The following is a 14,589-nucleotide window of genomic DNA, read 5'->3' as shown; positions in this document are numbered from 1 at the left end:
AGCTAATACACTGTATTACTCGCCGCCTTTGGTTTTGGCAACGATCTCTTCAGCAATGCTCTTCGGAACTTCTTCATAATGATGAAGCTCCATGGAGAACACACCGCGTCCTTGCGTACCGGAACGAAGTGTAGTCGAATATCCAAACATTTCGGACAATGGAACCATTGCACGAATGATTTGGGCACCGCCACGGGAATCCATACCTTCAATCCGACCACGACGGGAGTTCAACATACCCATTACGTCACCCATGTATTCCTCTGGAACCGTTACTTCAACTTTCATAATTGGCTCAAGCAATACTGGTTTACATTTGTCTTTCGCTGCTTTCAGCGCCATTGAGCCGGCAATTTTAAATGCCATTTCATTGGAATCGACATCATGGTATGATCCATCCACAATTGTAGCTTTAACGTCCACAAGCGGGAAGCCCGCCAGGACACCGTTTTTCATTTGCTCTTCAATACCAGCAAGTGCAGGACCGATGTATTCTCTTGGAACAGAACCACCGACAACCTTGCTTTCAAACTGGCTACCAGTACCTGCTTCGAGTGGTTCGAACTCAACCCATACGTGACCGTACTGACCACGACCACCGGATTGGCGAACAAACTTACCTTCAACACGCGCTGGAGCGCGGAATGTTTCACGGTATGCTACCTGTGGTTTACCAACATTGGTTTCCACTTTGAACTCACGACGCATACGGTCAATGATAATGTCCAAGTGAAGCTCACCCATACCTGCCAAGATGGTTTGGCCAGTTTCTTCGTTAGTAGAAGCGCGAAGAGTTGGATCTTCTTCGGTCAACTTGCCGAGGGCAACTGCCATTTTGTCTTGGTCAGCTTTGGTTTTAGGCTCAACCGCGATTTCGATAACCGGATCAGGGAAGTTCATGGACTCAAGAATAACAGGATTCTTCTCATCACACAGTGTATCACCTGTACCTGTATCTTTCAAACCTACGGCTGCCGCAATATCACCGGAGTAAACTTCAGTGATTTCTTGACGGCTGTTCGCATGCATTTGAAGAATACGTCCGATACGTTCGCGTTTGCCCTTTGTTGCATTCAATACGTATGAACCGGATTGAAGCACACCGGAATATACGCGGAAGAATGTCAATTTACCCACGTAAGGATCCGTCATAATTTTGAAGGCCAATGCGGAGAAAGGCTCTTCATCAGAAGAATGACGTTCAACTTCCGTTCCATCTTCCAGATGACCTTGAATACTTGGTACATCAATAGGAGCTGGCAGGTAGTCAACAACAGCATCCAGCATCAACTGAACACCTTTGTTACGGTAAGAAGATCCACAGATAACAGGGAAGATCTTAACCTCTACAACACCTTTACGGAGAGCGGCTTTAATTTCTTCAACGGAAATCTCTTCGCCTTCCAGGTATTTCATAGTCAAATCTTCGTCCAGTTCTGCAACCTTCTCAATCAATTCGTTGCGAAGTTCTTCAACTTGATCTTTGAATTCCGCAGGAATTTCGGTTTCTTCGATATCTTGACCAAGGTCATCTTTGTACATATAAGCCTTTTGTCCAACGATATCAATGATACCTAAAAAGTCATTCTCAGCGCCGATTGGCAATTGAATCGCAACTGCGTTCGCTTGAAGGCGATCACGCATGTCAGAGACAACATTCAGGAAGTCAGCACCAATGATATCCATTTTGTTTACATATGCGATCCGAGGAACGCCATAGCGATCAGCCTGTCTCCATACGGTTTCGGACTGAGGCTCAACGCCTTCTTTCGCACTGAAAACACCAACTGCTCCGTCCAATACACGAAGGGAACGTTCAACTTCAACAGTGAAGTCAACGTGCCCCGGGGTGTCGATGATATTGACGCGGTGACCTTTCCAGGCAGCGGTCGTCGCAGCGGAAGTAATCGTGATTCCGCGCTCTTGTTCTTGTTCCATCCAGTCCATTGTCGCAGCGCCTTCGTGAACTTCACCGATTTTGTGCGTACGGCCTGTGTAGAACAAGATCCGCTCTGTTGTTGTGGTTTTACCCGCGTCAATATGAGCCATGATCCCGATATTACGTGTATTTTTCAAGGAGAACTCTCTTGCCATGAAATGGGTCTCCCTTCAAAATTGAAGTTATTTTTTTGAGCTGAATCCTACCAACGATAGTGAGCAAACGCTTTGTTCGCTTCAGCCATTTTGTGTGTGTCTTCACGTTTTTTCACGGAAGCGCCTGTGTTGTTGGAAGCATCGATAATCTCAGCCGCCAAACGCTCTTCCATAGTCTTCTCGCCGCGGTTGCGGGAGTAGTTTACGAGCCAACGTAATCCCAGGGACGTACGTCTTTCTGGTTTTACCTCGATTGGTACTTGGTAGTTGGCACCGCCGACACGGCGTGCTTTAACTTCCAGGACTGGCATGATATTCTTGATAGCTGCTTCAAAAACTTCCATCGGGTCATTCCCCGTACGTTCTTGGATAAGCTTGAACGCATTGTACAGAATGCTTTGAGCAACGCCTCGTTTTCCGTCGAGCATGATGCGGTTGATCAAGCGGGTAACCAACTTGCTGTTGTATACCGGATCTGGCAACACGTCTCTTTTGGTAACTGGACCTTTGCGTGGCATGGATATCCCCCTTTCTTACATGTTAAACCTGCATACGCGGTTTATATTCATTAGGATTTTTTAGCTTTAGGGCGTTTTGCGCCGTATTTGGAACGAGCTTGCATGCGGTTGTTTACGCCTGCAGTATCCAAAGCACCGCGAACGATATGGTAACGCACACCCGGAAGGTCTTTTACACGACCGCCACGAATCAGCACTACGCTGTGTTCTTGAAGGTTATGTCCAATACCTGGAATGTAAGCAGTCACCTCTACACGGTTCGTCAAACGAACACGAGCATATTTACGAAGTGCGGAGTTTGGTTTTTTCGGAGTCATAGTACCTACACGAGTGCACACTCCGCGTTTTTGCGGGGCACTGATGTCGGTAGCTTCACGTTTCAAGGCATTAAAACCTTTTTGCAAAGCCGGTGATTTCGATTTCTCGATTTTGGCTTGACGTCCTTTACGAACCAGTTGGTTAATAGTTGGCATGTTGGTTGCCACCCCCTTCCTCAATTTTTGCTGTTACTTTATAAACCTTTTTCTAAGCCCACAGACCCAGGCGGTTCATAAAAGAACAAATGAAAAGTCTTTGCCGCCAAGAATACAATTCCCTAGACAAAAACGTTCCTTACCCTATTGTTTTACGATAGCAGCCATTGCGGCCCCCACTTCAATCCCACATGCAGCTCCGAGATTTTTCATTGTGTCTACGAGAGTCACTTTGACTCCCTGCTTGTTGCACAAAGCAATGATGTTGGAAGTGAGACGCTGATCTGCGTCTTCTGCCACATATACTTCAGAGGCGAAGCCCAATTCTACCATACGAATGGTTTGTTTGGTACCGATTTTGACATGAGCATCTTGCAGTCCCTGTTCTTTAGACATATCTCATTCCTCCGAAAAGACCAATAGCATATAGGCTGCTCACGCACCTTTGCTATATTAGCATTGACTATTAACAATGTCAAGACAATTATCAACTATAATTTACTTAACCAAAGCTAACATGTTCATTTTCAGAAAAAACACCGGAACACTACCTGCTGAAGCCTTTACGCAAGACTCCAGCAAGGATAAGATGCTCCGGGCATTAATGCTTTTTATTATTCAGCGGAAATCGGCTCAAGTTCCTCAGATGAGGATTGCTCCTCTTCCGGCTGGGCAAATTTCACACTACGGTAGCGGTTCATGCCTGTTCCAGCAGGAATCAGCTTACCGATAATTACATTTTCTTTCAGACCAAGCAACTGATCGACTTTGCCCTTAATGGCAGCATCGGTCAGGACACGAGTAGTTTCCTGGAAGGAAGCTGCTGACAAGAAGGAATCAGTTTCCAGAGACGCCTTGGTAATACCGAGCAGAACCGGTTTAGCTACCGCTGGCTCCTGTCCGCTGAGAATCGCTATCTTATTCGCATTTTCATACTCATGCACATCAACAAAGGAGCCTGGAAGCAGCGTCGTGTCACCCGCATCAATGATACGGATTTTACGCAGCATTTGACGAATCATAACTTCCACGTGCTTATCGTTGATTTCTACGCCCTGATTTCGGTATACACGTTGAACTTCCTGAAGGATATAGTTTTGTACCCCGCGAATACCTTTAATACGCAGCATTTCTTTAGGGTCAATTGAACCATCCGTCAGTTCGTCCCCGGCTTCAACAGTCATGCCTTCGCTTACACGCAGACGTGAACCATAAGTTACCGAGTAAGTTTTCGTTTCAGCTTCACCCTGAATGTCGATTTCACGACGGTCTTTACCTTCACGTACTTCTTTAACTATACCGTCAATTTCACTGATGGTTGCCTGACCTTTAGGATTACGCGCTTCGAAAAGCTCCTGGATACGAGGCAAACCTTGTGTAATATCGTCTCCTGCTACGCCGCCTGTGTGGAACGTACGCATGGTGAGCTGTGTTCCCGGTTCACCGATGGATTGCGCCGCGATAATACCAACCGCTTCACCAATCTCAACATGCTTACCAGTAGCCAGATTACGACCGTAGCACTTTTTGCAGACGCCATGTTTGGCGCGGCAGCTTAGTACGGAACGAATTTGGACCTTCTCTACACCAGCTTTAACAATCGCTTCAGCTTTGTTGGAGTCAATCAGTTCGTTGCGTCTAGCCAAGATCTCTCCGGTCTCCGGATGACGTACTGTTTCGAAGCAATAACGGCCTTCCAGACGATCGTACAGGTCCTCAATTACTTCTTTGCCGTCCTGGATACGACTTACCGTAAAGCCTTTATCCGTTCCGCAGTCATCTTCGCGCACGATAACATCCTGTGCCACATCAACGAGACGACGAGTCAGGTAACCAGAGTCAGCCGTACGCAGGGCTGTATCCGCCAAACCTTTACGCGCTCCGTGTGTGGAGATGAAGTACTCGAGTACTGTCAGACCTTCACGGAAATTCGATTTGATTGGGAGCTCGATAATACGACCGGATGGATTCGCCATCAGTCCACGCATACCGCCGAGCTGGGTAATCTGTGATTTGTTACCACGCGCTTTGGAGTCAACCATCATCATGATGGAGTTGTAGCGATCCATGGATTTCATCAAAATGTCTGTAATATCGTCTTTAGCCTTGGACCAAATATCAATAATCCGGTCATAGCGTTCCTCATTCGTAATCAGACCACGACGGTACTGATTTGTTACGACTTGTGCTTTATCGTCAGACGCTTTAAGAATATCCTGTTTCTCTTGAGGCACAACTACGTCTGCCACAGCAACCGTCACACCTGCACGAGTAGAATACGTAAAGCCAAGCTGCTTGATCTTATCCAGAATTACAGCGGTTTCTGTCGTATGGTAAATCTCAAAGCAACGAGCGATAATATTACCAAGGTAATCCTTGCCCACCCCACCAGCTTGTGGAGCATTTTGGATGGCTTCAGTAAGATCTGCACCCTTCTCGTAAACAAAGAACTCCTCCGCAGTACCATAAAGCAGGTTGGCACGAGTAGCGTCATTGATGTACGGGAAGCTTGCCGGGAAGATCTCATTAAAGATAATTTTACCCACTGTTGTAATCAACATTGCTTCCTGTTGCTTCTCTGTAAAGCTCGTTTTATTCAAAGCTTTAACTGGAATAGCTACACGAGCATGAAGACCCGCTGTACCGCGCTGGTAAGCCGAGATCGCCTCATTCGGGTTACGGAGAATCATGTTGCTTCCTTTTTCTTCCTTGTTATCCATAGTCAAATAGAAAGAACCAAGGACCATATCTTGGGAAGGAGTAACAACAGGCTTGCCGTCTTTTGGATTCAAAATGTTGCCGGATGCCAGCATGAGCAGACGAGCTTCTGCTTGAGCTTCCGCAGACAACGGAACGTGAACCGCCATTTGGTCACCGTCAAAGTCGGCATTGTATGCCGTACATACGAGTGGGTGCAAACGAATCGCACGACCTTCAACCAAAATCGGTTCAAACGCTTGAATACCCAGTCTATGCAGCGTAGGGGCACGGTTTAGAAGAACCGGATGCTCCTTGATTACTTCTTCGAGCACATCCCATACTTCTGCGCTCACACGCTCTACTTTACGCTTCGCGCTCTTGATGTTGTGTGCCAGACCTTTATTGACAAGTTCTTTCATAACAAAAGGCTTAAACAGTTCCAGCGCCATTTCTTTCGGCAAACCGCATTGGTACATCTTCAAGTACGGACCTACTACGATAACGGAACGACCGGAGTAGTCAACACGTTTTCCGAGCAAGTTTTGACGGAAACGTCCTTGTTTACCTTTCAGCATATGGCTGAGGGATTTCAAAGGACGGTTACCCGGACCTGTAACAGGACGACCACGACGACCATTATCAATCAGAGCGTCAACAGCTTCCTGCAGCATCCGTTTTTCATTTTGCACGATAATGTCTGGTGCACCCAGATCTAACAAGCGTTTCAGACGGTTATTACGGTTAATAACACGGCGATACAGATCATTCAGGTCGGAAGTAGCAAAACGTCCACCATCCAGCTGTACCATAGGACGAAGCTCAGGAGGAATAACAGGCAGTACGTCCATAATCATCCAATCCGGCTGGTTGCCAGAGTTACGGAACGCCTCGATAACTTCAAGACGCTTGATGGCACGGTTACGACGTTGTCCTTGAGCTGTACGCAGCTCTTCTTTCAGGAATTCCAGTTCTTTATCGATGTCCAAATCTTGAAGAAGCTTTTTAACTGCTTCGGCACCCATACCTGCCTGGAATCCGTAGCCGTATTTTTCACGGTAGCTGCGGTATTCTTTTTCGGACAGAAGCTGTTTTTTCTCCAGCGGCGTATCTCCTGGATCAGTTACAACATAAGATGCGAAGTAAATGATCTCTTCGAGAGATCTTGGAGACATATCAAGAGCAAGACCCATACGGCTTGGAATGCCTTTGAAGTACCAAATGTGCGATACAGGGGCAGCCAACTCGATGTGTCCCATGCGTTCACGACGAACTTTAGCGCGGGTAACTTCTACACCACAACGGTCACAGACAACACCTTTATAGCGTACACGTTTGTACTTACCGCAATGACATTCCCAATCTTTCGTAGGTCCAAAAATTTTCTCGCAAAATAGTCCTTCTTTTTCCGGTTTAAGCGTACGATAGTTAATCGTCTCCGGTTTTTTGACTTCTCCGCGGGACCAAGAACGAATTTTTTCGGGGGAAGCAAGCCCGATTTTCATATATTCGAAATTGTTAACGTCCAACAAGGAGCAACCCTCCTTAACCAAATCCTGAGTTTTTAGGTTTGATACCGCCCGGCATAACCGGGCGGTATCAAGAAGCCCATTCCATCCTAAAATGGATCAAGGCATATACAAAGTTGATATGATTCAGTCGACGACAGACTACTCTACGCCAACCTCAGAGCCTTCCAGATTCAAACTCAGCTTATCGCCAGTTGTGTCATCTTCATCATCAAGCTCTCTCATTTCGATCTCTTGTTCGTCTTCGGACAGAATCTTCACGTCCATCCCCAAGCTTTGCAGCTCTTTGATCAAGACCTTGAATGATTCAGGAACACCCGGTTCAGGGACATTTTCACCTTTGACGATGGATTCGTAGGTTTTAACACGTCCAACCACATCATCGGATTTCACAGTCAAAATTTCCTGAAGCGTGTACGCCGCGCCGTAGGCTTCCAGCGCCCATACTTCCATCTCCCCGAAGCGCTGACCACCGAATTGAGCTTTACCACCCAATGGTTGTTGCGTAACGAGAGAGTAAGGGCCCGTAGAGCGGGCATGGATTTTATCGTCAACCATGTGCGCAAGTTTAATCATGTGCATGACACCAACAGTAACTTCACGTTCAAAACGATCACCTGTACGGCCGTCATACAACACAGTCTTACCGTTACGCTGCATGCCTGCTTCTTCCATGGTATCGAACACGTCATACTCCTTGGCACCATCAAATACTGGCGTAGCCACATGAATACCAAGACGCATTGCAGCCATACCCAGATGGACTTCGAGCACCTGTCCGATGTTCATCCGCGAAGGTACGCCCAGTGGGTTGAGAACGACCTGTACCGGTGTACCATCCGGCAGGAATGGCATATCTTCCTCAGGCAAGATACGGGCAACGACACCCTTGTTACCGTGACGTCCAGCCATTTTATCGCCTTCGGAGATTTTACGTTTTTGAGCAATGTATACGCGTACCAGCTGGTTCACACCCGGTGGCAGCTCATCGCCATTTTCACGTGTAAACACTTTAACGTCTACAACGATTCCGTCTGTTCCGTGAGGAACTCTCAAGGAAGTATCGCGAACCTCGCGTGCCTTCTCACCGAAGATTGCATGCAAGAGACGTTCTTCGGCTGTCAGCTCAGTCACACCCTTAGGTGTTACTTTACCAACGAGAATGTCGCCTGCGGCGATTTCAGCACCAATGCGAATGATGCCGCGCTCATCCAGATTACGAAGCGCTTCTTCACCAACATTCGGGATATCACGAGTAATTTCTTCAGGTCCAAGCTTCGTATCGCGGGCCTCGGATTCGTATTCCTCGATATGGATCGAGGTGTATACATCCTCCTTAACCAGCTTCTCGCTCAGCAGGATCGCATCCTCATAGTTGTAACCTTCCCAAGTCATGAAGGCGACGACAACGTTACGTCCCAATGCCAACTCGCCCATCTCTGTGGAAGGACCATCTGCAAGAATATCGCCAACTTTGACAATATCGCCTCTGTTAACAATTGGCCGCTGATTGATGCATGTTCCTTGGTTAGAACGCATAAATTTGTGTAATTTATACTTAACAATGTCGCCTTTTACTTCAGCGCCATCTACAGTTTCAATACGGCGCAGCCAAATTTCATTAGCCGAAGAACGTTCGATTACCCCGTTGTACTTGGACACAACGCAAACACCGGAATCTTTTGCAGACTTATGCTCCATTCCTGTTCCAACCAAAGGAGCCTTTGGAATCAGGAGCGGGACAGCCTGCCGCTGCATGTTGGAACCCATCAATGCGCGGTTAGAGTCATCGTTCTCCAGGAACGGAATCAGTGCAGTTGCGACCGATACGACCTGTTTAGGTGATACGTCCATGTAATCAACGCGGCTACTCGCCATTGGAATAATGTTATCAGACTGTTTGTTATAGCGGACAATGACGATTTCATCCTTAAAGGTGTTTTCCTCAGTCAATTCCGCATTTGCCTGGGCTACGATGTAGTTATCTTCTTCATCAGCAGTCAGGTAATCAATCTGATCTGTAACTTTTCCGGTTTTCGGATCTACCCAACGATAAGGAGCTTCGATAAATCCGTACTCGTTGATACGCGCGAAGGTAGACAAGGAGTTAATCAAACCAATGTTCGGTCCCTCCGGCGTCTCGATAGGACACATACGGCCGTAGTGACTCGGATGGACGTCACGTACTTCCATGCCTGCGCGCTCACGTGTCAAACCACCAGGTCCGAGTGCGGACAAACGACGTTTGTGTGTCAATTCAGCAAGCGGGTTCGTCTGATCCATAAACTGAGACAGCTGGGAGCTACCAAAGAACTCTTTAATCGAGGCGATTACCGGACGTATGTTAATCAGCGCCTGTGGCGTAATTACATTGGCATCCTGGATCGACATTCTTTCGCGAACCACGCGTTCCATACGGGACAAACCGATACGGAACTGATTCTGGAGCAACTCACCTACAGAACGCAAACGACGGTTACCCAAGTGGTCAATATCGTCTGTGCTTCCGATTCCGTGAAGCAAGTTAATAAAATAACTGATGGAGGAAATAATATCGGCAGGCGTAATATTTTTAACCGATTTATCAATATTTCCGTTAGCAATCAGTTTTACAACTTTACCATCCTCAATTGGTGAGAATACGTCAATCGTTTGAAGCGGAATATCATTGCTTTCCAGTACGCCACTAGCAACATGATACGTACGGTGTCCAACCGATTCTTCCAGCTGGGCCAAAATCTCGTCCAACAGACGGCGGTCAACCATTTGTCCTGCTTCAGCGATGATTTCACCAGTTGTCGTATCAATCAGGGTCTCAGCAAGACGTTGATTGAACAGGCGGTTTTTGATGTGAAGCTTTTTATTGATTTTGTAGCGGCCTACGTTGGCCAGATCATAACGTTTTGGATCAAAGAAGCGTGCAACGAGCAAGCTCTTTGCATTATCCAGTGTAGGCGGCTCACCCGGACGAAGACGCTCATAAATTTCAATCAGCGCTTTCTCCGTAGAGTCGGTATTGTCTTTATCAAGCGTGTTACGGATATATTCGTCATTGCCGAGCAAATCCAAAATCTCAGCATCAGTGCCAAAGCCTAGCGCACGCAGCAACACCGTAACCGGAATTTTACGGGTACGGTCAATCCGGACATAGATAATATCCTTCGCATCCATCTCCAGCTCGAGCCAAGCCCCCCGGTTAGGAATTACCGTTGCGGTGTATGTTGTTTTCGCATTCTTGTCGACTTTTGTGCTGAAATAGACGCTGGGAGAGCGAACCAACTGGCTGACAATAACCCGTTCCGCACCGTTAATAATAAACGTACCCGTTTCAGTCATCAGCGGGAAGTCTCCCATGAATACTTCCTGCTCTTTCACTTCCCCGGTTTCTTTATTAATAAGCCGGACTTTTACCCGAAGCGGTGCTGCATACGTCACGTCGCGTTCCTTTGCGTCGTCAACGGTATATTTAGGTTCTCCGAGAGAGTAATCGATAAATTCCAGAATCAGGTTTCCTGTGAAATCCTGAATTGGTGAAATATCCCGAAACATCTCCCGTAATCCTTCCTCCAAAAACCAATCATAGGATTTTTGTTGGATTTCAATCAGGTTCGGAACCTCGAGTACCTCATTAATACGTGCATAACTGCGCCGAGTGCGTCGACCATATTGAACAAGATGTCCTGCCAACTTAAACTCACCCCTCATGTCTACTCACTTTAAAAATACATTGCGAACCTCTGTTTGTGACCTTATAATAAGACACATACAGAAGATTCAATCTTACAAATACAGAAAAGCCCTTACTCGAATGCATTCGAAAAAAGAGCGACGTATCTGCAGAATCCTCTTGCCGGAAGATCTTCATCACTTGTAGATTTGCCCAAAATGATTATATTATACGTAATAGGGAGACATACTATACCCTTTTACGCATAACCCTATTGACATTTCAACAAACTAAAGCCATGGAGGGCATCCTAATACTGACATTTTACAATGATATCACAGACCAGGATTCAAGTCAATGGTCCTATTGCTTTTTTCCAAAACTTTTTTCAGCTTTTAAAATTCGATAACCTTTATCCTTCGTAACTTCCTCCACACTGCCAAAAAGACTCTCGATTTTAGCACTCGCCGAAGGAGCCCCCTGCTTTTTCTGGATGACCACCCACAAAGCTCCACCTTCGTTTAAATGCTCATACGCCAACTCGAAAATAGCATGTACCGTTTCTTTCCCTGCACGTATAGGCGGATTCGTCAAAATTACGTCAAAATGCTGATGCTTCACTTCCGCGAACAAATCACTCTGCTTAATAGTGACATTTTTAATCCCATTTCGTTCCGCATTTTCTTTTGCCAGTTGAACGGCTCGCTCATTAATATCAATCATTGTAACGTGGCCCTCTGGCACAAGCGTTGCTGCCGTCAATCCAATCGGTCCATACCCACATCCGACATCCAACACGGAGGCTTGTGCGGGAAGCTGCATCGCTTCAATCAGCACACGGCTGCCGTAATCAATCTCTTGCTTTGAAAAAACACCTGAATCACTAGCAAAACGGTATGTCCGTCCCCTTAGCACTGTCTCCAGACTTCGTCGTTCATGCGCCGCCTCTGGCCGTTTAGAGTAATAATGATCAGCCATTCATGACCACCTCTTTCGGTTGTAATACCATCATAGCCTTTGCCATCATGTTTCAGACATGCTGATACTACCGTTTTACAGCAACAAACCCCTTGAAGATCACCTCAAGGGGTTTGTTTTAATTCATTGTCTGCTAGATAGCAGTCAATTATTTTACTTCTACAGAAGCGCCTGCTTCTTCCAATTTTGCTTTAATGGATTCAGCTTCTTCTTTAGCAATTTTTTCTTTCAGTGGTTTTGGAGCGTTGTCAACCAGTTCTTTTGCTTCTTTCAGGCCAAGACCTGTGATTTCGCGAACTGCTTTGATAACGTTGATTTTGGAAGCGCCAGCGCTTGCCAGGATTACGTCAAACTCGGATTGCTCAGCTTCTGCTGCGCCACCTGCTGCGCCGCCAGCTACAGCTACTGGAGCTGCTGCAGTTACGCCGAATTCTTCTTCGATTGCTTTAACGAGATCGTTCAGTTCCAATACGGACATACCTTTAATTGCTTCCAAGATTTGCTCTTTACTCATGGTTGAACCTCCATTTAAATTCGTATTTTTTGTTTTTAACTGCTATACAGCAGGTTTAATCCTTAACTTATGCGCTTTGCTCTTCTTTTTCCGCAACAGCTTTAACTGCAAGCGCGAAGTTGCGCATAGGAGCTTGAAGCACGCTGAGGAGCATTGAAAGGAGACCTTCGCGGGATGGCAGTTCTGCCAGCGCTTTGACTTCCTCAACACCGATAACGCGACCTTCTACAACTCCGCCTTTCAGTTCGAGCGCATTGTTTTTCTTAGCGAAATCATTCAAGATTTTAGCTGCAGACACAGCATCATCTTTGCCGAACGCGATTGCAGTAGGACCTGTCAATACTGCGTCCAGTTCAGTCAATTCTGCTGCCGCAGTTGCGCGACGAAGCAGCGTGTTTTTCAGCACTTGAAATTCGACTCCGGCTTCGCGAAGCTGCTTACGCAGCTCAGTTACTTGGGCAACATTCAGACCGCGATAGTCCGCAACCACAGTCGTTACGCTCTCGCGCAATTTTGCAGCTACAACTTCCACAGCTTCTTGTTTTGCTTGAATCACCTTTGCATTTGCCAAACTGTACACCTCCTGATCAATTTATCCGCTCTGTTCGAAACACCTGATCCGGCAATCTCCCAAAGCTGCTTTCTTGAGCATGAAAAAAGCCTCCGTAGAGTACGAAGGCTTGATAAATCCACATGGACGGGACAAGCCCGCCACATGAAATGTTCTATCATAACACCTCGGTAGGAAATTAAGCCTGAAAGCACCTACTGTCTACGGTAAGCATATTCAACTTTAACGGTCAGTCACAAGGACTCACAACTTTTACAGAATAACAAATTCGATTGAACGTGTCAATCAAAATATTATCTGTAAACAGATGCGTTCACACGTGCACTTGGTCCCATAGTCGAAGAAATAGCGATGTTTTTCAGGTATACACCTTTAGCAGCCGCTGGCTTCGCACGGTTCAAGGCTTCAATCAAGGCTTTAAGGTTCTCGTTCAGTTGTTCAGCACTGAAAGAAGCTTTGCCGATTGGTGCGTGAATTTGACCTGCTTTGTCGAGACGGTATTCGATTTTACCGGCTTTAATTTCTTGAACAGCCTTGGCAACATCGAAAGTAACTGTGCCTGCTTTAGGGTTAGGCATCAAACCTTTACCACCGAGCAAACGACCCAGTTTACCAACCTCACTCATCATATCAGGTGTCGCAACGCAGACGTCGAATTCGAACCAGCCTTGTTGGATTTTGTTGATCATATCTTGATCGCCAACAAAATCAGCGCCAGCCGCTTCCGCTTCTTTCACTTTGTCACCTTTTGCAAATACCAGAACGCGTTGTGTTTTACCTGTACCATGCGGCAGGACAACAACACCACGAACAGCCTGGTCTTGTTTACGGGAATCTACGCCCAGACGAACTGCTGCTTCAACGGTTTCGTCGAATTTAGCAGTTGCAGCCTTTTTCACCAGTTCAACGGCTTCCAAAGGCTCATAAGTTGCTTCGCTGTCAATCAGCTTAGCAGCTTCCAGGTACTTCTTACCATGTTTAGCCATTATGTTTTCCTCCTTATGTGGTATTAGCGGATATTCCTCCCACACTTGCCGGACAGTCAGACTGCCGACACACGTAGATTAATAAAATTAATCTACGATGGTGATACCCATGCTGCGAGCAGTACCTTCAACCATACGCATTGCCGATTCTACGGAAGCTGCGTTAAGGTCAGGCATTTTTTGCTCTGCAATTTGACGAACAGCAGCGCGATTTACAGTTGCAACTTTCGTTTTATTCGGTTCACCGGAACCTTTTTCGATTTTAGCAGCAACTTTCAACAGAACAGCAGCCGGTGGAGTTTTGGTGATGAACGTAAAAGAACGATCTTCAAATACCGAAATTTCAACCGGGATAATCAGGCCTGCTTGATCAGCAGTACGAGCATTGAACTCTTTACAGAATGCCATGATGTTGACACCTGCTTGACCCAAAGCTGGACCTACTGGAGGCGCTGGATTAGCTTTCCCTGCAGGAATCTGCAGTTTTACCATTTTAATTACCTTTTTTGCCATGGATGACACCTCCTTGACTCAATAGTGGTAGACGGACCTATTGATCCTC

The 14,589-nt window shown here is 46.5% G+C and carries 11 protein-coding genes and 1 other annotated feature; all 11 genes read right to left on the bottom strand.

Features of this window, described 5'->3' with window-relative positions:
* Positions 1-15: 15 nt before the first annotated feature.
* Complete coding sequence (gene fusA / locus B4V02_RS02850) at positions 16-2,094, bottom strand: elongation factor G (protein WP_007432585.1); 2,079 nt, start codon at positions 2,092-2,094, stop codon at positions 16-18.
* Positions 2,095-2,141: 47 nt separating this feature from the next.
* Complete coding sequence (gene rpsG / locus B4V02_RS02845; protein ID WP_007432586.1) at positions 2,142-2,612, bottom strand: 30S ribosomal protein S7; 471 nt, start codon at positions 2,610-2,612, stop codon at positions 2,142-2,144.
* A 50-nt stretch (positions 2,613-2,662) separates the two neighbouring features.
* Positions 2,663-3,085 (bottom strand): 30S ribosomal protein S12, encoded by a 423-nt coding sequence (gene rpsL / locus B4V02_RS02840; RefSeq protein ID WP_007432587.1) that lies wholly within the window; start codon positions 3,083-3,085, stop codon positions 2,663-2,665.
* Between the two features lie 144 nt (positions 3,086-3,229).
* Positions 3,230-3,481 carry a ribosomal L7Ae/L30e/S12e/Gadd45 family protein gene (locus B4V02_RS02835; RefSeq protein ID WP_007432588.1) on the bottom strand — a complete coding sequence of 84 codons (252 nt, stop codon included), beginning with the start codon at positions 3,479-3,481 and terminating at the stop codon, positions 3,230-3,232.
* Positions 3,482-3,699: 218 nt separating this feature from the next.
* The gene (gene rpoC, locus B4V02_RS02830) at positions 3,700-7,314 is read right to left on the bottom strand and encodes a DNA-directed RNA polymerase subunit beta' (protein WP_094153691.1); all 3,615 of its coding nucleotides are present in this window, start codon (positions 7,312-7,314) and stop codon (positions 3,700-3,702) included.
* A gap of 138 nt (positions 7,315-7,452) precedes the next feature.
* Positions 7,453-10,998, bottom strand: a complete 3,546-nt coding sequence (gene rpoB / locus B4V02_RS02825) for a DNA-directed RNA polymerase subunit beta (protein ID WP_063211168.1) — start codon at positions 10,996-10,998, stop codon at positions 7,453-7,455.
* A gap of 343 nt (positions 10,999-11,341) precedes the next feature.
* Positions 11,342-11,956, bottom strand: coding sequence for a class I SAM-dependent methyltransferase (locus tag B4V02_RS02820; protein WP_094153690.1), 615 nt, complete (start codon positions 11,954-11,956; stop codon positions 11,342-11,344).
* A 148-nt stretch (positions 11,957-12,104) separates the two neighbouring features.
* Positions 12,105-12,470: a 50S ribosomal protein L7/L12 gene (gene rplL / locus B4V02_RS02815; protein ID WP_094153689.1), complete on the bottom strand. Its 366-nt coding sequence runs from the start codon at positions 12,468-12,470 to the stop codon at positions 12,105-12,107.
* Positions 12,471-12,537: 67 nt separating this feature from the next.
* Positions 12,538-13,041, bottom strand: a complete 504-nt coding sequence (rplJ, locus tag B4V02_RS02810; protein WP_007432593.1) for a 50S ribosomal protein L10 — start codon at positions 13,039-13,041, stop codon at positions 12,538-12,540.
* Positions 13,042-13,114: 73 nt separating this feature from the next.
* Positions 13,115-13,266: a sequence feature (ribosomal protein L10 leader region), on the bottom strand.
* Between the two features lie 68 nt (positions 13,267-13,334).
* Complete coding sequence (gene rplA, locus B4V02_RS02805; RefSeq protein WP_007432594.1) at positions 13,335-14,027, bottom strand: 50S ribosomal protein L1; 693 nt, start codon at positions 14,025-14,027, stop codon at positions 13,335-13,337.
* Between the two features lie 87 nt (positions 14,028-14,114).
* Positions 14,115-14,540 (bottom strand): 50S ribosomal protein L11, encoded by a 426-nt coding sequence (rplK, locus tag B4V02_RS02800; protein WP_007432595.1) that lies wholly within the window; start codon positions 14,538-14,540, stop codon positions 14,115-14,117.
* Positions 14,541-14,589: the final 49 nt, after the last annotated feature.

Source organism: Paenibacillus kribbensis, assembly GCF_002240415.1.
GTDB classification, from domain to species: Bacteria; Bacillota; Bacilli; order Paenibacillales; family Paenibacillaceae; genus Paenibacillus; species Paenibacillus kribbensis.
This window is presented reverse-complemented; position numbering and strand designations above follow the sequence as displayed.

Coding starts and splice junctions, on each gene's coding strand:
- fusA (WP_007432585.1), bottom strand. CDS start 2,094: ATGGCAAGAGAGTTCTCCTTGAAAAATACACGTAATATCGGGATCATG.
- rpsG (WP_007432586.1), bottom strand. CDS start 2,612: ATGCCACGCAAAGGTCCAGTTACCAAAAGAGACGTGTTGCCAGATCCG.
- rpsL (WP_007432587.1), bottom strand. CDS start 3,085: ATGCCAACTATTAACCAACTGGTTCGTAAAGGACGTCAAGCCAAAATC.
- B4V02_RS02835 (WP_007432588.1), bottom strand. CDS start 3,481: ATGTCTAAAGAACAGGGACTGCAAGATGCTCATGTCAAAATCGGTACC.
- B4V02_RS02820 (WP_094153690.1), bottom strand. CDS start 11,956: ATGGCTGATCATTATTACTCTAAACGGCCAGAGGCGGCGCATGAACGA.
- rplL (WP_094153689.1), bottom strand. CDS start 12,470: ATGAGTAAAGAGCAAATCTTGGAAGCAATTAAAGGTATGTCCGTATTG.
- rplA (WP_007432594.1), bottom strand. CDS start 14,027: ATGGCTAAACATGGTAAGAAGTACCTGGAAGCTGCTAAGCTGATTGAC.
- rplK (WP_007432595.1), bottom strand. CDS start 14,540: ATGGCAAAAAAGGTAATTAAAATGGTAAAACTGCAGATTCCTGCAGGG.